Genomic DNA, 23,489 nt, shown 5'->3' with positions numbered 1-23,489 from the left:
GTGAGCCCTCATCAGCGAAGCTGATTATAAATAGGGCGAACTACATTAGACGAAGGCATCTTAAATGGCGAGTCTACATCTTGTGAGCCCATAAATAGGGCGAACTACACTGAATATCATAATATGGGCCTTGAGACTCTCAGGGCCCAATTTATTAGAAGGGAAATCAATATGAAAACAAATACCATGAGCTATAAATTAAAGCAGTATTTGCTCTTTGCAGGCGTTTCAACAGTGATTTTTGCTTGTGTGGTAATCATACCTTTTATTTATGGTTTATATCTTACATTTACTAGCTGGGACGGTGTCTCACGTGTAAAACCATTCGTAGGCGTTGAGAATTATGTTAACGCATTTGCGGATTCAGGTTACTGGGTATCACTCGGTAGAACATTTATTTATTCTGCAATAGCAGTTATCCTTGTCAATGCAGTAGCTTTTATCATTGCATACATGGTAACAAGCGGTATTAAAGGACAGAACTTTTTCAGAGCAGGTTTCTTTGTTCCAAACTTAATTGGTGGTATCGTATTAGGTTATGTTTGGAAGTTCGTATTTAACAAAGCTCTTGTTGAGCTTGCAAGTACTATTTCAAGTGGAAACGCTAAATCACTTCTTGCAACTGAAAGTGGTGCAATCGCAGCATTGATTATTGTTTCAGTTTGGCAGTATGCAGGTTACATGATGCTTATCTATGTTGCTGGATTTATGAGCGTTTCAGAAGATGTTATTGAGGCGGCTAAAATTGATGGCTGTACAGGTTCACAGTCAATCATTCACATATCTATACCTCTTATGACAGCATCATTCGTTCAATGTTTGTTCCTTACAATTACCAGATGCTTCATGGTTTACGATGTTAACCTTTCACTCACAAACGGTGATCCATATGGTAGTTCAGCACTTGCAGCTATGCACGTGTACAATCAGGCGTTCATTAATAAGAACTATGGTACTGGCCAGGCAGAGGCATTAATCTTATTCATCATTTGTGCAGTAATTGGTGGATTACAGGTATACGTTGGTAAGAAAGGGGAGGTACAGGCATAATGGAAAACGAAAAGGCAGCACGCAACAAAAAAATAAAACATGCCCTTATGATTATCGTACTTACGATATTATTTATTGCATTTGTATTCCCTTTCATTATGGTTATTATGAATGTATTTAAAGTAAAGTCAGATATCACAGCTAATCCTTTAGCTTTGATTGGTAGACATGGCTTTACACTTGAGAACTTCCCAAATGCTATCAAGAAGATGAACTTCTTTAGATCATTTGGAAACTCATTAGTCGTAACAATTTTTTCAACAATAGGAACTATCATCTTGTCGTCTATGACAGCATATCTTATTGTTAGAAATAATTGGAAAGCAAACAAGATTTTATTCGTTACTATGATTGCTTCAATGGTTATTCCATTCCAGGTTCTCATGGTACCACTTGTTTCTCTTTATGGTGGAATTTTTGGTATTTTGAATCATAGAATTACATTGATATTCATGCACATTGGATTCTCACTTTCTATGGCAACATTTATGTTCCATGGAAGTATCCACACCAATGTACCTATTTCTCTTGAAGAAGCAGCTACAATTGATGGATGTAACAAATGGCAGATTTTCTCTCAAATCGTATTTCCGATATTGAAGCCTACTATTGCTACAGTAGCAATCATTGATGCAATGGCATTCTGGAATGATTACTTACTTCCATCACTTGTATTAGGTCGTAAGGAATTATACACTATTCCTATTGCTACAAAGGTATTCTACGGTACATATTCAACAGATACAGGACTTATCATGGCGGCACTTCTTTTAGCGATGCTTCCAATCCTTGTTCTATACCTCTTCTTACAGAGATATATCGTTGAAGGTATCACAGCTGGCGCTGTTAAATAATTTAAGGAGGGACCTAATGGCTACATTAAAGGATGTGGCGGCAGAGTGTGGCTTAACCGTCACTACTGTTTCCAGAGTTCTTAATAATAGGGGTTATATTAGTGATGCAACTCGAGCAAAAGTTTTTGCAGCGATGGACAAGCTTAATTACACACCAAACGAAGTTGCTCGCTCTCTATCAAAGAAGTCTACAAATACAATTGGTGTCATTGTCCCACATATTAGACATCCGTATTTTGCGGAGATGATTAGTAATATTGAAAACGCTGCAAGTAAAAAAGGATATAAAATTATTCTTTATAATTCAAAGGGGAGAGATAATAAAGAAAAAGAGTATCTTGATATGTGCACAAGCAACCGAGTTGCTGGGATAATTCTTTTTTCAGCAAGTGTTGCAGTGCAGGAATTTACAGATAGCAAAATTCCACTTGTTACAGTAGAGCGTTTTGTGGAGAACGGTACAGCGGCAATAGAGTGTGATAACAAGCAAGGAGGGGAGCTTGCTGCTATGCATCTAATTGACAGGGGCTGTAAAAGATTATTAAATGTCAGCGGTGTAACGGAGAATTCAATGCCAGCCGATGACAGAACATTGGGATTTAAAGAGGTCTGTGAAAAGAACGGAATTTATTACAAAGTTGTAGAGACCAATATTGGACAATACAACAGTTTGGATTATCATGATTTACTTGAGGATGCGTTAGGACTGGATGATGAAATAGACGGCGTCTTTGCCAGTTCTGACCTTATAGCTTCACAAGTGTTGCAAGTGTGTTCAAAGCTTGGAAAAAAGGTTCCAGAGGATATTAAGCTAGTTGGATTTGATGACGTTATGATTTCCCAAATCACTAATCCACCTATTTCAACTATCCATCAACCTATAAAAGAAATGGCGTCAGCCGCAGTTGACATGGTCATTTCGGCATCAGAGGGGAAAACAGTACCAAAGCGCACACTTCTACCTGTATCACTTGTGAAAAGGGAGAGTACATAAGGGATTTAGGACAACCAAAACGGTTGTCCTTTTTTTACGCTATTTTGATATAATATGTCTAGTGTTTTATTGAAGAGAGGATATAAAATGAGTAAAGAATTAATGGATATGCTAAGCCATTCATTAGAGGCAAATGAGTTTGTAAAGTACAACCATATAGTTTTAGATGACATAGAATTAACAGGTGCTACAGCACATATTGATATTGTTCCAGAGACTTTAAATGTGCTTGGAGTAGCTCATGGAGGTGCGCATTTTGCTCTTGCTGACACATGTGCAGGATATTCATCTCGCGCAGATGGAAGAGAGTATGTTACTCAACAGTCTAACTATTACTTCTTAAAAGGGGCAAAATCTGGAAGAATTACAGCTAAGGGACACGTTATTAAGCGTACTCGTAAATTCTGCATTGTGGATGTAGATGTTGTGGATGAAGCTGGTGAATTAGTCAGCAAAGGCACCTTTGATTATTACTGTGTATCGGAAAAATAATGACTTATTAGCACTCATTTAAAATGAGTGCTAATTTTTTATTGACTTTGAGAAAATGCAGTATTATCATTATTTAAGTGAGATTTATTGCAAAGGAGTGACGTAATAATGGGAAACAAAAAGGGTAGTTTATCAATTACAAGTGAGAACATTTTTCCAGTAATTAAAAAATGGTTATACAGTGATCACGATATTTTTTATAGAGAGCTTATTTCAAATGGTTGCGATGCTATTACAAAGCTCAAAAAGTTAGATATGATGGGTGAGTATTCACTTCCACTTGATTATAAGGCTAAGGTTCAGGTTATCGTTAGCCCAGAGGACAAAACACTTACATTCATCGATAATGGTCTTGGAATGACATCTGAAGAGGTAGATGAATACATCAATCAAATCGCTTTCTCAGGTGCTACAGATTTCCTTGAGAAGTACAAGGATAAGGCTGATTCAGATCAGATTATTGGACATTTTGGTCTCGGTTTTTATTCAGCATTTATGGTAGCGGATGAAGTTCATATCGATACATTATCATATAAAGATGGCGCTACAGCTGTTCACTGGGAATGTGATGGCGGCACAGAGTTTGAGATGGGTGATGGCGACTGGAATCAGGTCGGTACCAAAATCACACTTTTCTTAAATGAGGATTGCTTAGAGTTTGCTAATGAATACAGAGCACGTGAGGTCATTGAAAAGTATTGTTCATTCATGCCTACTGAGATTTATCTTTCAAAGAAGGATGCTCCAGAGGAATACGAGACAATCGATGCTGCCGATAAGCGCGACACAGATAAAGTAATCGAAGAGATTCATGAGGAAGCTAAATTCGAAGAGAAAGAAAAAGAAGATGGTACAAAAGAGCAGGTAGAAGTATCACCAGCTAAGGATAAGCTTAAGATTGTAAAGCGTCCTGTTCCACTTAACGAGACACATCCACTTTGGACAAAGAATCCTTCAGAATGCTCAGAAGAAGATTACAAAGCATTTTATCGTGATGTATTCCACGATTATAAAGAGCCTTTATTCTGGATTCACCTTAACATGGATTATCCATTCAATCTCAAGGGTATTTTATACTTCCCTAAGATTAATACTGAGTACGATTCAATCGAAGGTACAATCAAGCTATATAACAATCAGGTATTTATTGCAGATAATATCAAGGAAGTTATCCCAGAGTTCTTAATGCTTCTTAAGGGTGTTATTGATTGTCCTGATTTACCACTTAACGTTTCGCGTTCTGCTCTTCAGAATGATGGATTTGTTACAAAGATTTCTGAGTACATTACAAAGAAGGTTGCTGATAAGCTTACTGGAATGTGTAAGACAGAAAAGGAATCTTACGAAAAATACTGGGACGATATCGCTCCATTCATCAAGTTTGGTTGCTTAAAGGATAACAAGTTCTGCGATAAGATGAACGATTACATCTTATTCAAGGATATTAACGACAAGTACATTACTCTTCCAGAGCTTCTTGTCAAGGAAGAGGAGAAGGCTACAGATGAAAATGGTGAGAAGGTAGAGGCTGAGGTAGTTGATGAAAATAAAGACACCGATGCATCTAAGGAGCCAGAAGATACACGTAAGACTGTTTACTATGTAACTGATATGAATCAGCAGGGACAGTATGTAGCCATGTTCAAAGAGCAAGGTATGAATGCAGTTATTCTTGATCATGCTATCGATACCTCATTCATTACACAGCTTGAGCAGCGTAACGAAAATTACAAGTTCTGTCGTATAGATGCAGATGTTACTGATTCAATGGTAGAAGAAACATCTGAGGATGAGCTTAAGGCAGAGACTGATACACTTACAGAGGTATTTAGAAAAGCACTTAATAACGAAGGTCTTGATGTAAAGGTTGAGAAGTTCAAGAACAAGGATCTTTCTTCAATGCTTACTGTTTCAGAGGAAAGCCGCCGTATGCAGGATATGATGAAAATGTATGCTATGGGCGGAATGGATATGGGAATGTTTGGTTCAGCATCTGAGACACTTGTGCTTAATGCAAATAACGATTTGGTACAGTATATCCTCAACAATAAGGATGCAGAAAACGCACCTATATTTGCGGCTCAGCTTTATGATTTAGCTAAGATTGCTAATGCACCATTGTCACCAGAGGCTATGACAGAATTTGTAGCTAGATCTAATAAGATTATGATGTTATTGGCAAAATAATCACAGAGAGTATATTGTTATAAATAATAATATGATGCAAAATAATCATAAATATATAACGGCAGACGGAGGAGTCTGCCGTTTTTTGTATATTTAAGCTATTGTTTTTGAATTGTATTTATTAATTGTTGCCATGTGATTAAATTGTGAATAAATTATTGAAAATATATGTTTAATCAGCTATGATTGATTTAGACACTAGAAAATGGGGGACGGTTATGGCTACTTCTAGCACGAAAAAGTGGTGGAAAAACGCGGTGATATACCAAATTTATCCACGCTCATTTTGCGATAGCAATGGAGATGGTATTGGGGATATCGGTGGTATCATATCTAAGCTTCATTATCTAAAAGATTTAGGCGTAGACGCTATATGGTTAAGTCCAGTGTACTCGAGTCCTGGGTATGATAACGGCTATGACATTTCTGATTATAAGGACATAAATCCAGACTTCGGAACAATGGAGGATATGGAACGACTTATTAGTCGTGCTAAGCGCCTCGGAATAAAGATTATCATGGACCTTGTTATAAATCACACATCTGATCATCATGAGTGGTTTCAAAAGGCCCTTGCTGGTGACCCTAAATATAGAGACTATTATTACTTTAGAGAAGGTAAAGGCCATGGCGCTCCAAACAATTGGGGCTCATTTTTTGGAGGAAAGGCTTGGACTAAAACAGAATCTGGAGATTATTATCTTCATTTATTTAGCAAGAGGCAGCCTGATTTAAACTGGCATAACCCTGATGTTTACGAAGAAATCACAGATATCATGCGATTCTGGCTTGATAAAGGAGTGGCTGGATTCCGATGTGATGTAATCAACATCATTTATAAAGAATCACTTGAAAATGGTATAAAACGTTTTAGTCTTACTGGAAGGGAGCATTATCTTAATACAGAAGGCTGTCACGAGTTGATTCAAAGATTTAATTCAGAGGTTTGGAGCAAATACAAGACTTTTATTGTTGGTGAGACAGTAATGGTTACTCCTGACGATGCAAAACTACTTAGCGATGAAAATCGTAAGGAATTAGATGCGGTATTCTTCTTTGAGCACATGGATGTTGACAGCAGAGGAATCAAGTGGTTCAAGAAAAAATATAGACCATGTAAGCTTATAAGAATTCTTGATAAGTGGCAGGAAGCATTAGAGGTTCCTGCAAATTACTTTGAGAATCATGATCAAATCCGTTCTGTTAATCATTTTGGTAATACAGGGAAATACTGGGAAAAGAGCGCTAAGCTGCTATGCGGCCTAAACCTTTCTCTTAGAGGCGTTCCTTTTATTTATGAAGGTGAAGAAATTGGCATGACAAATGCCGATTTCAGAGGGTTAAGAGATATAAAGGATATAGAGTCATACAATATCAATCAAGCGATGAAACGCTTATTATTTGTACACTCCGTTAGACGTAAGCTTATTCTTCAAACTACGCGAGACAATGCTCGTACACCTGTGCAATGGGATTCATCTGAGGGGGCAGGATTTACTACTGGAGAGCCTTGGATCAAAATTAATGCTAATAAATCATACATCAATGTACAAGATGAGAGTGCTGATGAAAATAGTATTCTAAACTTCTATAAAAAGATGATTGAGTTTAGAAAGAATTCTCAGGCACTTGCTGAAGGAAATTATAGAAGAGTAGCATCACCTAATGATGTGTATATTTTTACTAGAGAATCCAAAGATGAACGCTTGTATATCTATTGTAATCTGACAGGCTTTACAAAAGCTGTAGAGTTCTATGGTGATAACATAATCTTTGGTAATTACCCAGAGAGTAAATGGGAGAAATCCTACTTAAAGCCATACGAATTTAGGATTGTAGCATCTAATATTTAACAGATTTTGATAATGAAAAAAGAGGCCTTAGGCCTCTTTTTTATTGAGATTTTTATTTGCAGTCGATAACATAAGCTTGATTCTGTTAAGCTGGTTAACTTCTGAAGCACCTGGATCGTAATCAATAGCTACGATATTTGCTTCTGGATGTTCGTGACGAATTCGCTTAATAACACCCTTACCGACTACGTGGTTTGGTAAGCATCCAAATGGCTGAATACATACGATATTGCTGGCGCCAGATTCAATAAGCTCTAGCATTTCTCCTGTAAGGAACCAACCTTCGCCAGTCTGGTTACCAATTGAAACAATTTCCTTTGCATTCTTTGCTGTATCTGTAATGTATGCAGGTGCAGTAAATCTCTTTGATTTATTAAATTCATCTCTGGCAGCACTTCTTAACCACTCAAAGAACTTAATTCCTAAATTACAGAACATTTTTGTCTTGCGGCTTGCACCAAGGTTTTCTTCTTTGAAGTTTGCATTATAGAAACTGTAAAGAAGGAAGTCTGTTAAATCTGGAACGACAGCCTCGGCACCTTCCTGCTCAAGCAATTCAGCAAGCTGATTATTAGCTGCTGGAAGGAACTTAACAAGGATTTCACCTACAATACCAACACGTGGTTTTTTAAGACCTTCGATAATTGGTAGATTATCGAAATCACGAATCATTTCACGGCACATTCTCTTGAACTTACTATGAGAAAGAACCTTTGTGTTTGATACAAATTCAATAATCTGCTTTTTCCATTTATCATGAAGCTGATTTGTAGAACCTTCAACAGCCTCATAAGGACGAACTCTATATACACAACGAAGAAGAATATCTCCGAATGTAAGAGCATATAAACCGTGCTGGATAAGGCTTGGTGTAAGCTTGAATCCAGGGTTTGGCTCAAATCCGTTAAGGTTCATTGAAATAACTGGAACATCAGGATAGCCGGCTTTTGCGAGGGCACGTCTAATAAATCCAATGTAGTTTGAAGCACGGCAACCACCACCAGTCTGAGATATAAGAAGAGCTGTACGGCTCATATCAAATTCTCCGGTATCTATGGCAGCCATAAGCTGTCCGATTACCATAAGTGAAGGGTAGCATGCATCATTGTTTACATACTTAAGACCTACATCAATGCAAGTACGAGTTGGGATGTCTGGAATAACCAAATTGTAACCGGCAGCATTAAATGCAGGCTCGATTAAATCAAAGTGGATAGGAGACATCTGTGGACAAAGAATTGTGAAATTCTTCTTCATGTCCTCCGTAAATACGATACGTTTGTAACTAGCAGGAACGATTTCTCTTTCCTGTTTTTTCTTCTTTTTAACTCTAAGGGCAGCAAGAAGAGAGCGAACTCTGATTCTAGCGGCACCAAGGTTGTTAACCTCATCAATCTTAAGGCATGTGTAAATCTTGCCTGAGCCTGTAAGGATATCTGCAACCTGGTCAGTTGTAACAGCATCCAAACCACAACCGAATGAGTTGAGCTGAATTAAATCCAGGTTATCATGCTTCTTTACGTAATTTGCTGCGGCATACATACGTGAGTGGAACATCCACTGATCCATAACAATAAGAGGACGCTCTAGTTCGCCAAGGTTAGAGATTGAATCCTCAGTAAGAACAGCGATGCCGTAGCTGTTTATAAGCTCTGGTATACCGTGGTTAATTTCAGGATCTACATGATAAGGGCGACCTGCAAGTACGATACCGTGCTTTCCTGTATCCTCCAAATATTTAAGAACTTCTGCTCCCTTGGCATACATATCATTTCTGAAATGCTCTTGCTCAAGCCAGGCTTCATGTGCAGCTGCCTTTACCTCTGCAGCTGGTATATCAAATTCGTCTTTGAATACCTTTTCAAGCTGAGTTGTTAATATCTCTTCTGACGAGAATGCCATAAATGGATTGAGGAAGCGAACCTTTCCAGTTGTAATCTCATCCACGTTATTTTTAATATTTTCTGCATATGAAGTAACGATAGGACAGTTGTAATGATTGTTTGAATCAGGGAATTCATCTCTCTCGTATGGGATACAAGGGTAATAGATGAAATCAACATTGCCTTCGTTGATTAACCACTGTACGTGACCGTGGGCCATTTTTGCAGGGTAACACTCAGACTCAGATGGAATAGATTCTATTCCAAGTTCATATACCTTACGGTTAGAACGAGGAGATAAAACTACTCTAAATCCTAACTTTTTAAAGAATGTAGCCCAATATGGGTAATTTTCATAAAGGTTAAGTACACGAGGAATTCCTACAGTACCACGTGTGGCTTCTTCTTCAGAAAGTGGCTCATAGTCAAATAATCTCTTGTATTTATATTCGTAAAGGTTAGGGATGTTTTCTTTATTTTTAACTCCACCAGCACCTTTTTCACATCTGTTACCAGTGATAAATGAACGACCACCTGAGAATCTGTTGATTGTAAGTAAGCAGTGGTTTACACATCCCTGACAACGTGTAAGCTTTGTATCAAATGTAAGATTGTTTATTTCTTCAATGCCTAAAGTAGTAGTGGTAGGGTTTTCTTCGTAGCGCTCCTTAGCAATAAGGGCACAACCGAAAGCACCCATGATACCTGCAATATCAGGACGAACTACGTTAACACCTGCAACCTTTTCAAGTGAACGAAGAACAGCATCATTGTAGAATGTACCACCCTGAACAACGATATTCTTTCCAAGCTCTGAGGCATCAGAAAGCTTAATAACCTTGAAAAGAGCGTTCTTAATAACTGAATATGCAAGACCTGAAGAAATATCAGCAACACTGGCGCCTTCCTTCTGAGCCTGCTTAACCTTTGAGTTCATGAATACTGTACAACGTGTTCCAAGATCGATAGGGTTCATGGCAAAAAGCGCTTCTTCAGCAAAATCCTGAACAGTAAAATCAAGGGATTTAGCGAAAGTCTCAATAAATGAACCACAACCAGAAGAACATGCTTCATTAAGCTGAACGCTATCAACTACACCGTTCTTGATGCGGATGCATTTCATGTCCTGACCACCGATATCAAGTATGCAGTCTACTTCAGGATTAAAGAAAGCAGCGGCATAATAGTGAGCGATTGTTTCTACTTCGCCATCATCAAGCTGAAGTGCGGCCTTAAGTAAAGCCTCTCCATAACCGGTAGAACATGAATGAACGATATGAGTATCTTCAGGCATGATAGAGTAAATCTCTTTGAGAGCCTTTAGGGATGTAGCAAGTGGACTACCGTTATTGCTTGAGTAGAAAGAATAAAGCAGTGTACCATCATCGCCTACAACAGCAAGCTTAGTAGTAGTAGAACCAGCATCGATACCAAGGTAAACATTGCCATGATAGTTTGCTAAATCACCCTTTTTAACTTCTGCTTTGGCATGTCTATTTTTGAAAGCTCTAAAATCATCTTCCCCTTCGAATAAAGGTTCAAGACGAGCTACTTCGAAATCCATCTTAATGCCTTCTGATAGCTTGTCGATAAGGTTATCCATAGGAACGTTTTGATCTTCCTTAGAATTAAGGGCAGAACCTATGGCTGCAAAAAGATGAGAATTGTCCAAAAGAATAGCATGCTCATCATCTAATTTGAGAGTGCGGATAAATGCTTCTCTAAGCTGATCCAAAAAGTGAAGAGGACCGCCGAGGAATGCAACGTGTCCGCGAATAGGCTTACCACAAGCAAGACCAGATATTGTTTGATTTACAACAGCCTGGAAGATAGATGCTGATAAATCTTCTTTAGATGCACCTTCATTAATTAATGGCTGAATATCTGTCTTTGCAAATACACCACATCTAGCGGCGATTGGATAAATTGCTTTGTAATCTTTTGCATATGTATTAAGACCAGTGGCGTCAGTCTGTAATAGAGAAGCCATCTGATCAATAAATGAACCTGTACCACCGGCACAAATACCATTCATACGTTGTTCAACGTTACCATTCTCGAAATAGATAATCTTGGCATCCTCGCCGCCAAGCTCGATGGCAACGTCTGTCTTAGGTGCATAATGAGTAAGGGCAGTGGATACCGCTATAACCTCCTGCACGAACTCTACACCAAGATGTTTTGCTAAAGTAAGTCCACCTGAGCCAGTAATCATTGGACGTACTTGAATTTTACCCAGTGAAGACTTTGCCTGTGTTAATAAATCAGTAAGAGTTTGCTGAATGTTGGCAAAGTGCCTCTGATAATCAGAAAATAATAGATTGTTATCGTCATCGAGAACTGCTATTTTAACGGTCGTAGAGCCGATGTCGATTCCTAATTTAAATAATTCTTTTTCCATAACCAATGTATTCTTTCTTATTAATATATAGAATTCACAACATGACGTATTATAAATGGAGATTGCAAAATATACAATAAACAAAATATTAAATTTGTTATAAATGACCGAAAAGTTGTAGGTATAGCCAAAAGAAAAATAGTTATATTTTATACTTTACAAATCATATTTGATGTTGTAAACTTTCGTAGTAATTGAGCGTTTTTTGGTTTTGAGGAGTAAATCTTCAAAAAAAAAAACGCTATTTTTATTTTATGCCAAAATTAAAAACAAAGGAGTAGAGCATGACAAAGCATGTATTTGTTACTGGTGGTGTAGTATCTGGCTTAGGAAAAGGTATTACAGCAGCGTCCCTTGGACGATTACTTAAGATGAGAGGTTATAAGGTGGCTTCACAGAAGTTGGATCCATACATGAATGTTGATCCAGGTACTATGAGCCCATACCAGCATGGTGAAGTATTTGTTACTGACGATGGAGCGGAAACAGATCTTGATCTTGGACATTATGAGCGTTTCATCGATGAGAGCCTTAATAAATACTCTAATCTTACATCTGGTAAGGTTTACTGGAATGTCCTTAACCGCGAGAGAAAAGGCGAGTATTTAGGACAGACAGTACAGGTCATTCCTCATATAACAGAAGAAATCAAGCGTTTCATTTATATGGGCGCAGAGACATCAGATTGCGATGTACTTATTACAGAAATCGGTGGAACAACAGGTGATATTGAGTCACAGCCATTCCTTGAGGCTATTCGTCAGGTATCTCTTGAAAAGGGACGTGAGAACTGCTTATTTATCCACGTTACACTCGTTCCTTGGCTTTCAGGTTCTGAAGAGCACAAGTCAAAGCCAACACAGCATTCAGTTAAGGAGCTTCAGTCACTTGGAATCGCTCCAAATATCATTGTTTGCCGTGTGGATCATCCACTTGAGCAATCAATCAAAGATAAGATTTCTCTTTTCTGCAATGTTAAGAAAGATTGCGTAATTGAAAATGATACATTAGATTGCTTATACGAAGCTCCACTCATGATGCATAAATACGGCTTAGACGATGTTGTTTGCCGTGAACTTGGCCTTGATAATCCTACTCCAAAGATTGAAGAGTGGGAGAAGATGGTTGAGACTATCAAGGGTCTTAAGAAGACAACAAAGATTGCTATTGTTGGTAAGTATGTTGCTCTTCATGATGCATATCTTTCAGTTCGTGAAGCTCTTTATCATGGCGGTTATGCTAATGATGCTCACGTTGAAATTGAATGGGTTGATTCTGAAGAAATCACAAAAGATAACGTTAAAGAAAAGCTTGGTGCTTGTGATGGAATCCTTGTCCCAGGCGGATTTGGTGATAGAGGTGTAGAGGGTAAGATTGCTGCTTGCCAGTTTGCACGTGAAAATGATATTCCATATCTTGGTATTTGTCTTGGTATGCAGGTTGCTGCTATCGAGTTTGCTAGGAATGTTTGCGGTCTTGAAGATGCTAACTCTAGAGAGTTTAATAGCACAGGAAAGAACTGTGTAATCGACCTTATGGAAGAGCAGATGGCTGTTCTCAGAAAGGGCGGTACTATGCGTCTTGGTGCATATCCATGTGCTATCAGACCAGACACAAAGCTTCATGAAGCGTATGGTTCAGACAACATTTCAGAGCGTCATAGACATAGATTTGAATTTAATAACTCATACCGTGAGCTCATGACAGAAAAAGGACTTACTATTTCTGGTACATCACCTAACGATGAGGTTGTTGAGGCTGTCGAAGTTTCATCAAATAAATTCCACGTTGGTGTTCAGTTCCATCCAGAATTTAAGAGTCGTCCTAATAAGCCACACCCACTGTTTGCTGCTTTCATTAAGGCTTCATTAAACTAGGTTCCAATTAAAGTTTTATATAAAAGGAGAGTATTATGTTAGAAAAGACATTCGCACTCAGTGCCAACAACACCTCTGTAAAAACAGAGATTCTTGCTGGACTCACCACATTCATGACAATGGCTTACATTATTGCCTTGAATCCGAACATCCTCACAAATTATGGACAGGGAGGACAGGCTCTTTGGAATGGTGTGTTCCTTGCTACTTGTCTTTCATCAGCAGTTGCACTTTTTGTTATGGCATTTTTGGCTAATAAGCCATTTTGCCTTGCTCCAGGAATGGGTCTTAACTCATTCATGGCAGTTGTTATCGGTGAACTTGTTGCTGTAAAAGGAATGGGTTATGTTGCGTCATTCCAGGCAATGCTTTGCATCATCTTCATTGAAGGTGTTGTATTCTTCATCCTTTCTCTTTTAAATGTCAGAGAAAAGATCGTTGATGCTATTCCGCTTGGAATTCGTCTTGGTATCTCGCCAGCTATCGGTTTGATGCTTCTTAACATTGGATTTGGTTCTAATGTATATATTGCAGATTCAAATGGTACACAGTATTTTGTAATGAAGGACTTCTTTGGATCATTAACAGCTAGTCATGCTAAGGAAGTAATGACAGATGCTTATCCAGTTATGGTTCTTTCTGCAGTTACTATGTTTGTTGGATTATTCGTAATTGTTACTCTTGCACAGAAGGGTGTTAAGGGTGCTGTTATCCTTGGTATGCTTGCAGCTTCAGTTCTTTATTGGGCTGGCGATGCATTTATTCTTGGCAACAATCCATTTGCATCACTTGCACATGCATCTTTTGTTCCAGCTTTCGGTGATATGGCTGAAACAACACTTTTCAAGTTTAACATTAGCGGACTTGCTAAAATGGGATGGTTTACAGCGATTACACTTGTAATCACATTCTGCGTTATTGATATGTTTGATACAATCGGTACACTTGTTGGTACAGCTTCTCGTGCCGGCATGGTAGATAGAGAAGGTAATATGCCAAATATGAAAGAAGCACTTCTTTCAGATTCAGTTGGTACAATCGTAGGTTCATTTACTGGAACATCTACAGTTACAACATTTATTGAATCAGCTTCTGGTGTTGAGGCAGGTGGACGTACAGGTCTTACAGCATTTACATGCGGTATTGCATTCCTTGTATGTATTTTCTTCGCACCTATCGCTGCTATTATTCCAGCAGCAGCTACATCATCAGCACTTATTTATGTTGGTATTCTTATGATGACTGGTCTTAAGAAGGTTAACTTTGATGATCTTTCAGTTTGTGTACCTGTTACAATCATGCTTATTGCAATGCCTATCTCTGGTTCAATCGGACACGGTATCGGACTTGCAATGATTTCATACACATTCATCAAGGTATTTACAGGAAAAGCTAAAGAAGTTTCAGCTCTTACATATGTAATTGCAGCATTATTCTTAGTTAAATTCTTCTTAGCAGTTTAATATCACTCAGGTGGTTGATGATATGCGAGCTCCTTACAATGTATTTTATTGTAAGGGGCTCTTTTTTGATGAAAAAACAATAGTCTATGAACTTTTTGCGATATTTCCCCATTATTTATTAATTTGAGGTAAAATTTTTATTACTGAAATAATTAACAAAGCAAAGGAGGGGAGACTTTGAAAAAAGTATTTCAAAGAATTACGACTGTATTAATTATTACGGCGCTTACTTTATGTATATTTGATTTGAATATGCTAAAGGCTTGTGCTAAAAACGATGATGTCAAGCTGTCTGCGGATTCGTCTGATTTTGTATTACTTAGTGATGTTGTGCCTGATGCTATTCAAGAGATTAGATATTATTCTACTTATAATTTTGTTGGCGACAGAATTGCTGGGTACGAGGAGCCGGTGGCACTTCTTACAAAAGAGGCAGCAGTAGCTTTAAAAGGTGCCAGTGACGAACTTATGCAAAAAGGATATCGACTAAAGATATACGATGCATATCGTCCTCAGATGGCAGTTACCAATTTTATGAACTGGGCTTTAGATGAAAATGATGTGCGAATGAAGCAATATTTTTATCCTGAGTTAGATAAAACAGTTTTATTCCCACAAGGTTATATTGCCGAACATTCAGGTCATAGCAGGGGTAGCACTGTAGATTTGACTCTTTTTGATATGACTACAGAAAAAGAAGTAGATATGGGAGGAACCTTTGATTATTTTGGTGAACTGAGCCATCCTGATTATACTGGCATTACAGCAGAGCAGTATGCAAATAGAATGCTTCTTAGAGATGTTATGGTTCGCCATGGATTTAATCCGCTTCCAGAGGAATGGTGGCATTTCACATTGAAGAATGAACCATATAAAGATACATATTTTACATTCCCAGTTTCAACGAAATCAGTAGTTTCGTCTACAAATACTGAAGGTGCCACCACTTCAACCACTACTATGCTTGGCAATTCTCCTGATTGGATTACAAAGTTGCCACAAGCGAAGACTTCTACTCAAATGCTTGTTGTTGCAAATTATGAAGGAACTACAGCATGGGTATCCTTGAATGAAAAGGGTTCTGATGGCAAGTGGTATCAGATTATGAGCACTCCTGGTTTTATAGGTAAAAATGGCCTTGGAAAGACGGTAGAAGGGGATGGGAAGACACCTGTTGGAACCTATAGATTTAATGCGGCCTTTGGAATTGCAAAAGATCCTGGCTGTGCCATACCTTATATTCAGGTCGGTAATGAACAGTATTGGTCAGGTGATGTAAACCCAGGAATGCAGTACAATAAGATGGTTAATATTAATGATTATCCAAATCTTGATACCCAAAATAGTGAGCATCTTATTGAGTATACTCGTCAGTATCAATATTGCTTAAATATCAGCTACAATGAGGAAGGTGTTCCAGGGCTTGGTTCAGCTATATTCTTACATTGTACAGGACCTAACAAGCCATATACTGGTGGCTGTGTAGCTATACCTGAAGACCAAATGAAGGTTGTTATGCAAAATGTAAAACCAGATTGTACAGTGGTAATTGATACACTGGAAAATCTTGGTGGAGGATTCTAAACACGAATTTCCACCTTATTAAAAGGCTATGTGCGATACAGATGTATTGCACGTAGCTTTTTTAATTCAAAATTTCGCCTTCACCATCTTCACCATCTTCTTTGAAGTACATAAATAGGTACATATAATCCTGCTAGAATTATCTCATCGATAACACAGGAGGTACTTATTTATGAAGAGAAGATTAGACAAAGACATGATAGTTTCACTTGCAGTAATATCACAGCTTGTTACCATTTGCATTATATTTGTTATATTATTCATCCTTAACATACAAATTTCACATAACAATCTTGCGAGCATAATCGGCTCATATTCAGGGGTTTCAGGGATTGTTTGGCTTATATTACTTTGTAGAAATTGTTGACTAAGTATTGTGGGTTACCTATAATTAAAGTATCTATATATAGTGTGTCACATTGGCCTTTTACAAGTTATTGTGGCTATGGGCACACCGGCTTTTAAGGAAGGTAATTGTTATGAGTAAATGTTATAGAAGGTTTTTCAATGCGGTTATTATTGCGGTTTTAGTTTTTGCGTTTAATATTGTGGCTTTTGCACAAGGTACTACCACTATCACGGTTTCAAAGAGTTCTCCTGCGGTGGGGGATTCGGTTACAGTATCTGTGTCGGGCACAGAAAGTGGTACTATCACAGTTAAATACACATCAAGTATGCTTAATTACATCAGCTGTAGTGCATCATCTGCCAGCGCTGAAGGTAATTCAGTTTCGTTCTCTGGTAAATCAGCTGATATTGTTTTTAAAGCTTCATCAGCAGGAACAGCTTCTATTATAGTATCTTCATCTGCTAATTCTGGAAGTAGCACCACTCTTAGTATTGGCGGTTCTAGCTCTTCAGCTAGTACTCAGACTACAACAGAAACAACTGAAACAGCAAACAATGAAGAAGAGACAGTTGTTAAAGAAGATGATGCAGAAGTAGATGTTGAGACTGAGACAGATGAAACAGAAAACACAGAAACAGATGGCGCTCAGCCAGCAGCTGTTACATCTGCGAGTGGAGTAGTAGGTTCTCTCAATTCAGATGGTGGTTTTGATATTAATGGTACAGCATATGTAGTTTCTGAAAGATATTCTGATTCTGAAATGCCATCAGGATTTTCTAAGACTACTGTAAAAATTGGTTCAAGTACTTATAGCGAGCCTTCAAATGGAACAATTACTTTATTATATTTAAAGCCAGCAGACAATACATCTGGTTCAGGTGTGTTCTATCTTTATGATGCTGAGGCTGGCACTGTTTCAGAGTTTTTAATGCTTGGCTCAAAAGATAGTTACGTCATTATTTCAGATAATGGCTCTGGCCCTTCATCAGCATTTACAGCTACTAGCCTTGAAGTGACAGGCGGCACAGCTACAGCTTACACTACAGGTGATTCTGCTTTCTATTATGTATATGGAACAAATCAGGATGGCGCAACAGGCTGGTATGTATATGATTCAGAGTACAAGACTGTTTCAAGATTCGATGAGTCTGCACTCTCATCATCTTCAGTAGACACTACTTCAGGCGACGGAGAAAGTGGTGCAGCCGGTTCTGACAGTGGAGTTTATATTCAGAAGCTTGGCTTATACAGAAAGATAATCATGGGACTAATTATCCTATGTGTAGTATTATTATTTATCATTATTAATAAGGCAATCAGAGGTCGTGGTGATGACGACGATTTTGATGGAGATGTTTTTGCAAAGGCTCCAATTAAGCCTGCAAAGAAAACACCTCGTTCAATTGTGTTCTCTCTCAGAGATCGTGATGCAGATGATGACGACGATGAGGAAGAAGAGGAATACGAAGAGGATGATGAATATGATGACGAGATAGAGGATGAGGATGATACATCGAGATCTCGTTATGAATCAGAATCATATGAAGCTAGAAGAGCTTCTAGTTTAAACATGATGGATTTAAATGATCTATAAAAGGAGCAGAAGAATATGGAATATTCTAAGCAGGCAAAACGCGCAATTACAGGCGCATCAAAGCTTTCAAAATCTTTAAAGCATAGCTATGTTGGAACGGAGCATTTGCTGATTTCTATTATTGATCAGGAAAACTCTCTTGCTGCCAAAGTTTTGAATTCTAACGGTGTTAGTAAGGAAGCATTGTTAAAGCTTGTTGAGGAATTAATATCTCCAGGTGGAGAGATAGCTATTCAGGATCGTGACGGCTACACACCTAAGATGGAACAGCTTTTAGACCATGCGCTAGAAGAAGCTGAAAAGTGCAATTCTAAAACAATAGGAACAGAGCATTTGCTCTTAGCTATGATTAGAATGCAGGATTGTTCAGGTGCAAGACTTTTAAACTCGCTTGATATTAACCCACATAAGCTTTTCTCTGAGCTTGTTGCTGGAATGGGGGCAGAGGGAACTGTCTACAAGGAAGAAATGCAAGCTATAAACAGTGGCAGAAAGCGTAATGAGACATCTTATTTAGAACAGTTTTCAAGGGATTTAACAGAACTAGCTGAAGAAGGTGAGCTTGATCCTATTGTTGGACGCGAATCTGAAATTCAGCGTGTTATCCAGATTCTTTCTAGACGTGGAAAGAATAATCCATGTCTTATAGGTGAGCCGGGTGTTGGCAAAACAGCCATAGTAGAGGGCTTGGCAGAACGTATTGTTGATGGTAATGTTCCTGATTCTGTTAAAGATTTGAGAGTTCTATCATTAGATTTATCAGGAATGGTTGCTGGCTCAAAGTATCGTGGTGAATTTGAAGAGCGAATCAAGAAGGTAATAGCAGAGGTAATAGCTGAAGGCAATATACTTTTATTTATCGACGAGATTCACACCCTTATTGGAGCCGGTGGAGCAGAGGGAGCAATCGATGCATCCAACATCCTTAAGCCAGCAATGGCTAGAGGAGAAATCCAGATTTTAGGTGCCACAACTATCACTGAATATCGTAAATACGTAGAAAAGGATGCGGCTCTCGAGAGACGTTTCCAGCCAGTTATGGTTGAAGAGCCTACAACAGAAGAGACAATAGAAATTCTTAAAGGCGTTAGACAGCTCTATGAGTCTCATCATGGAATTACTATTCCTGATGAAGCTATAGAAGCTTGTGTTAACTTATCAGAGAGATATATTGCAGATAGATTTTTACCAGATAAGGCTATTGACCTTATGGATGAAGCTGCAGCTGCAATTAAGCTTAAGACAGTTAAAGTAGTTACAAAGGATGATGATTTAGAAAAGAAGATTGCGCAATTATCTCAAGATATGGAAGATGCAATCATTGCAGGTGATATAGCACTTGCTAGTTCTATCAAAAAGGACAAGGATGAGCTTATTGCTAAAAAAGAGGCTGAGGAAAAACGCCTTAGACGTAGAGCAAACAATAAGCCTACAGTGCTAACTGAAAATGATGTAGCTGCTGTTGTTGCACTTTGGACTAAGATACCTGTAGCAAAGCTTACAGAGCAGGAATCTGTACGTCTTAGAAAAATAGAAAGTATTTTACACAAGCGTGTTATTGGACAGGAAGAAGCGGTATCTGCTGTTGCTAGAGCAGTACGTAGAGGTCGTGTTGGTTTAAAAGAAAAGGGAAGACCAATCGGCTCGTTCTTATTCTTGGGTCCTACAGGTGTTGGTAAAACAGAAATATCTAAAGCTTTAGCGGAGGCTGTCTTTGGTAACGAGAATTCAATGATCCGAGTTGATATGAGTGAATACATGGAAAAGCACTCTGTATCTAAAATGATTGGTTCGCCTCCAGGATATGTAGGATATGATGAAGGCGGACAGCTTTCAGAAAAAGTAAGAAGAAACCCATATTCTGTTATTCTTTTTGATGAAATTGAGAAGGCTCATCCTGATGTTTTCAATGTAATGCTTCAGATTTTGGATGATGGACATGTAACAGATTCGCAGGGCCGTAAAGTTGATTTTAAAAACACAATTATTATAATGACAAGTAATGCTGGAGCTCAGGCTATAATAGAGCCTAAAAAGCTTGGTTTTGCCTCAAAAGAGGATGCAAGCAAAGATTACGAGTTTATGAAGAATGGCGTTATGGAAGAGGTTAAGCGAATCTTTAAGCCTGAGTTCTTAAATCGTATAGATGAGACTATTGTATTCAGAGCGCTAAATAAAGATGATATGAAGGAAATTGCGGCACTTCAGGTTAAGCAGTTTGCTGCAAGATGTAAGGAACAGATGGATATTACAGTTACAATCACGGCATCTGTTAAGACATGGATTGTTGAAAAATCATTTGATCCTAAGTATGGTGCTAGACCAATCAGACGCAAGATACAAACAGCTCTGGAAGATGTGATGGCAGAAGATATTTTAGCTGGTAAAATCAAATCTTCTGATACTGTAAAAGCAAAGGTTAAAAAGGATGTAATCGTTTTTGAAAAATAAGTAAATTTATTTTTACTTTTATTGTGAAAATGAAATTCCTTTGTTATAATCGGGGTAAGACATTCTGCAACGTGCAGTAACTATAGGAGGAATTTAAGATGGCTGTGATTAGTGAGTTGATTCGCAGTGAAGCAGACGGAACCATCAGCTTTGGCGATTACACCTTATCTGCTAAGAAGAAGCTTGAGGACTACAAACACGACGGGGACTTGTACAAGGTAAAGACATTCTCAGATATCACAAAACTTGAGAGAAATGGGATGTTCGTTTATGAGTCTGTGCCAGGAACGGCAGTAGAAAAATTCAATTGTAGCGCAGATTCAGTTTCTTTCACAGTTGAGGGAAAAGAGGATGCAATGATTACTCTTGAGCTTGAACCAGAGACTGATTATGATATTACAGTTGCTGGTACAAAGGCAGGACAGATGAAGACAAATCTTGGTGGAAAGCTTAATTTGTCAGTTGAATTAGACCCAGGCGTAGCGGTTTTAGTTGAAGTTAAAAAAGTTTAATATTATTTTATTATGAACGACGAAATCTTCCCAATTTACATTGGGAAGATTTTTATCTATAAGGAGAAAATAATGGCGAATAAAAAGGTTTCAGTGTTTTTTTGTCAGGAATGTGGTAATGAAAGCTCAAAATGGTCAGGACAGTGTCCTGCATGTGGCGCGTGGAACACCTTAGTAGAAGAAACTATAGATAAAACTACTGTAAAAACAAGGGCCAAGGTGTCTGATATAAAGCCTACTAAGCTTATAGACGTGAAAGCTTCTAATGAGCAGAGAATATCTACTAACATTGAAGAATTTGATAGAGTTTTGGGCGGCGGAATTGTACCTGGATCGATGGTTTTAGTAGGTGGAGATCCTGGTATAGGTAAATCAACACTGTTACTTCAAACATGTCAACAATTATGTAAATCAGGTACTAACGTTATGTACGTATCAGGAGAGGAATCACTTCAGCAAATTAAAATTAGGGCTGATAGAATAGGTGATTTTAATGATAAACTGGATTTACTGTGTGAAACTAGTTTGGATACTATTAGAGCTGTTGTGGAACGAGAGATGCCAACAGTTCTAATAATTGACTCTATTCAGACGATGTTTAATGAAACAGTCGGTTCTGCACCTGGGTCGGTATCACAGGTTAGAGAATCAACATCTGTATTGATGCAAATTGCAAAAGGGAAGGGTATAGCGGTATTCATTGTTGGACATGTTACAAAAGAAGGTACTGTCGCAGGTCCAAGAGTGTTAGAACATATGGTAGATACTGTTTTATACTTCGAAGGTGATAGACATGCTTCATATAGAATATTGCGTGGGGTTAAGAATCGTTTTGGCTCTACAAATGAAATTGGCGTTTTTGAAATGAGAGATATAGGCTTGGAGCAGGTTAAAAATCCGTCTGCTATGATGCTTGATGGTAGACCAGAAAATGCGACAGGTTCCGTTGTTACATGTTCTATGGAAGGGACACGTCCTATATTAGTTGAAATTCAATCACTTGTTAGCAAGACAGCATTTGAAATTCCACGTAGAATGGCAACGGGCTGTGATTACAACAGAGTAAATCTGTTAGTTGCTGTATTGGAAAGAATGAGAGATTTAAAGGCCAATAAATCATGTGGTATATTCCTTGGTCGTTCAGATATATATGTGAATATTGCAGGTGGTATAAGAATTAATGAGCCAGCAATTGATTTAGCTATAGCGATGGCTGTATATTCTAGCGAAAAAGATATTCCGGTTGATGCAGGTACTATTGTATTTGGAGAGATAGGTCTATCAGGGGAAGTGCGTTCAGTTTCGATGGCTGAACAAAGAGTTAGTGAAGCAAAAAAGCTAGGATTTAAAAAGGCTATTATTCCTGCATCTAATTTGCCTGCAGTGAGTAGTATATCTGGTATAAAAGTAATAGGGGTTTCCAATGTGAAAGAAGCAGTGGATGCGATATCTCGCTAAATATTATTAACCAGTAACTAAATATAGAGGCTAAAATGAAATTGCAAAAATAATTGGTACAATTCACACAATTGCCGTGGCAGCAGTGAATAGATTTACTTTAAAAGATTCACAGAATATCTGTTGACATGGCGCATTTTAGGTGATATTATAATCGAGCACTGAGGGAACGAGGTGCGGAAACATAATAAGGAATTGAGAAAATTGTATAAACAATTTTAAAATCCTGAAAAGTTTCAAAATAAAAGAAAAAAGTTGTTGACAAGAAGCTGACATCGTGATAATATAAACGAGTTGCTGCTGAGGCAACAACAAAGCGAAGATTGATAACTGAACAGTGAAACAAACCTTGAATTAATACAAGTTTTTATGGTAACAAGCAAGCTTGTTACTTAACACAAACTTTTCTTCGAAAAGTTTATGAATGACATGTATCCTTGAAATTCATTTAGTTTCTAAGACGAAACAAAAACCTTTTTTTAGTAAA

The 23,489-nt window shown here is 38.0% G+C and carries 15 protein-coding genes; 14 read left to right on the top strand and 1 reads right to left on the bottom strand.

Features of this window, described 5'->3' with window-relative positions; genetic code table 11:
• Positions 1-171 precede the first annotated feature (171 nt).
• The 6 genes from T498_RS0104010 (at position 172) to T498_RS0103985 (ending at position 7,430) form a co-directional block, all read left to right on the top strand.
• Positions 172-1,050: a carbohydrate ABC transporter permease gene (locus T498_RS0104010; RefSeq protein ID WP_028234810.1), complete on the top strand. Its 879-nt coding sequence runs from the start codon at positions 172-174 to the stop codon at positions 1,048-1,050.
• Positions 1,050-1,904 (top strand): carbohydrate ABC transporter permease, encoded by an 855-nt coding sequence (locus T498_RS0104005; protein WP_028234809.1) that lies wholly within the window; start codon positions 1,050-1,052, stop codon positions 1,902-1,904. The genes T498_RS0104010 and T498_RS0104005 overlap by 1 nt, the downstream gene beginning before the upstream one ends.
• 16 nt (positions 1,905-1,920) lie before the next feature.
• Positions 1,921-2,898 carry a LacI family DNA-binding transcriptional regulator gene (locus T498_RS0104000; protein WP_028234808.1) on the top strand — a complete coding sequence of 326 codons (978 nt, stop codon included), beginning with the start codon at positions 1,921-1,923 and terminating at the stop codon, positions 2,896-2,898.
• 87 nt (positions 2,899-2,985) lie between these two features.
• Entirely contained in the window at positions 2,986-3,390 is a 405-nt protein-coding gene (locus T498_RS0103995; RefSeq protein WP_051524577.1) for a PaaI family thioesterase, read from the top strand.
• A gap of 108 nt (positions 3,391-3,498) precedes the next feature.
• Positions 3,499-5,577, top strand: a complete 2,079-nt coding sequence (gene htpG / locus T498_RS0103990; protein ID WP_028234806.1) for a molecular chaperone HtpG — start codon at positions 3,499-3,501, stop codon at positions 5,575-5,577.
• A 218-nt stretch (positions 5,578-5,795) separates the two neighbouring features.
• A complete protein-coding gene (locus T498_RS0103985) occupies positions 5,796-7,430 on the top strand; it encodes a glycoside hydrolase family 13 protein (RefSeq protein ID WP_028234805.1) in 1,635 nt (544 codons plus the stop codon).
• Positions 7,431-7,457: 27 nt separating this feature from the next.
• Here the strand turns inward: T498_RS0103985 and T498_RS0103980 are convergent, their stop codons facing one another.
• Positions 7,458-11,714 carry a 2-hydroxyacyl-CoA dehydratase gene (locus tag T498_RS0103980; RefSeq protein WP_028234804.1) on the bottom strand — a complete coding sequence of 1,419 codons (4,257 nt, stop codon included), beginning with the start codon at positions 11,712-11,714 and terminating at the stop codon, positions 7,458-7,460.
• 284 nt (positions 11,715-11,998) lie between these two features.
• On the opposite strand from T498_RS0103980, the gene T498_RS0103975 reads away from it, so the two are divergent.
• The 8 genes from T498_RS0103975 (at position 11,999) to radA (ending at position 23,002) form a co-directional block, all read left to right on the top strand.
• Complete coding sequence (locus T498_RS0103975) at positions 11,999-13,591, top strand: CTP synthase (protein ID WP_028234803.1); 1,593 nt, start codon at positions 11,999-12,001, stop codon at positions 13,589-13,591.
• Between the two features lie 35 nt (positions 13,592-13,626).
• Positions 13,627-15,054: an NCS2 family permease gene (locus T498_RS0103970; RefSeq protein WP_028234802.1), complete on the top strand. Its 1,428-nt coding sequence runs from the start codon at positions 13,627-13,629 to the stop codon at positions 15,052-15,054.
• A 177-nt stretch (positions 15,055-15,231) separates the two neighbouring features.
• Positions 15,232-16,638, top strand: coding sequence for a M15 family metallopeptidase (locus T498_RS16870; RefSeq protein WP_197019911.1), 1,407 nt, complete (start codon positions 15,232-15,234; stop codon positions 16,636-16,638).
• A 172-nt stretch (positions 16,639-16,810) separates the two neighbouring features.
• Positions 16,811-17,005, top strand: a complete 195-nt coding sequence (locus T498_RS0103955; RefSeq protein ID WP_028234801.1) for a hypothetical protein — start codon at positions 16,811-16,813, stop codon at positions 17,003-17,005.
• 112 nt (positions 17,006-17,117) lie between these two features.
• The gene (locus tag T498_RS16865; protein WP_028234800.1) at positions 17,118-18,581 is read left to right on the top strand and encodes a hypothetical protein; all 1,464 of its coding nucleotides are present in this window, start codon (positions 17,118-17,120) and stop codon (positions 18,579-18,581) included.
• Between the two features lie 15 nt (positions 18,582-18,596).
• Positions 18,597-21,032 (top strand): ATP-dependent Clp protease ATP-binding subunit, encoded by a 2,436-nt coding sequence (locus T498_RS0103945; protein WP_028234799.1) that lies wholly within the window; start codon positions 18,597-18,599, stop codon positions 21,030-21,032.
• Positions 21,033-21,130: 98 nt separating this feature from the next.
• On the top strand, positions 21,131-21,544 hold the full coding sequence (locus T498_RS0103940; protein ID WP_028234798.1) for a hypothetical protein: 414 nt from the start codon (positions 21,131-21,133) through the stop codon (positions 21,542-21,544).
• Positions 21,545-21,616: 72 nt separating this feature from the next.
• Positions 21,617-23,002: a DNA repair protein RadA gene (gene radA, locus T498_RS0103935; protein ID WP_028234797.1), complete on the top strand. Its 1,386-nt coding sequence runs from the start codon at positions 21,617-21,619 to the stop codon at positions 23,000-23,002.
• Positions 23,003-23,489: the final 487 nt, after the last annotated feature.

Origin of the sequence: Pseudobutyrivibrio sp. MD2005 (genome assembly GCF_000621865.1) — a bacterium.
Classification (GTDB): Bacteria; Bacillota; Clostridia; order Lachnospirales; family Lachnospiraceae; genus Pseudobutyrivibrio.
This window is presented reverse-complemented; position numbering and strand designations above follow the sequence as displayed.

Coding starts and splice junctions, on each gene's coding strand:
- radA (WP_028234797.1), top strand. CDS start 21,617: ATGGCGAATAAAAAGGTTTCAGTGTTTTTTTGTCAGGAATGTGGTAAT.
- T498_RS0104010 (WP_028234810.1), top strand. CDS start 172: ATGAAAACAAATACCATGAGCTATAAATTAAAGCAGTATTTGCTCTTT.
- T498_RS0103970 (WP_028234802.1), top strand. CDS start 13,627: ATGTTAGAAAAGACATTCGCACTCAGTGCCAACAACACCTCTGTAAAA.
- T498_RS0103980 (WP_028234804.1), bottom strand. CDS start 11,714: ATGGAAAAAGAATTATTTAAATTAGGAATCGACATCGGCTCTACGACC.
- T498_RS0104000 (WP_028234808.1), top strand. CDS start 1,921: ATGGCTACATTAAAGGATGTGGCGGCAGAGTGTGGCTTAACCGTCACT.
- T498_RS0103955 (WP_028234801.1), top strand. CDS start 16,811: ATGAAGAGAAGATTAGACAAAGACATGATAGTTTCACTTGCAGTAATA.
- T498_RS16865 (WP_028234800.1), top strand. CDS start 17,118: ATGAGTAAATGTTATAGAAGGTTTTTCAATGCGGTTATTATTGCGGTT.
- T498_RS0103975 (WP_028234803.1), top strand. CDS start 11,999: ATGACAAAGCATGTATTTGTTACTGGTGGTGTAGTATCTGGCTTAGGA.
- T498_RS0103940 (WP_028234798.1), top strand. CDS start 21,131: ATGGCTGTGATTAGTGAGTTGATTCGCAGTGAAGCAGACGGAACCATC.
- T498_RS0103985 (WP_028234805.1), top strand. CDS start 5,796: ATGGCTACTTCTAGCACGAAAAAGTGGTGGAAAAACGCGGTGATATAC.
- T498_RS0104005 (WP_028234809.1), top strand. CDS start 1,050: ATGGAAAACGAAAAGGCAGCACGCAACAAAAAAATAAAACATGCCCTT.
- T498_RS0103945 (WP_028234799.1), top strand. CDS start 18,597: ATGGAATATTCTAAGCAGGCAAAACGCGCAATTACAGGCGCATCAAAG.
- htpG (WP_028234806.1), top strand. CDS start 3,499: ATGGGAAACAAAAAGGGTAGTTTATCAATTACAAGTGAGAACATTTTT.
- T498_RS0103995 (WP_051524577.1), top strand. CDS start 2,986: ATGAGTAAAGAATTAATGGATATGCTAAGCCATTCATTAGAGGCAAAT.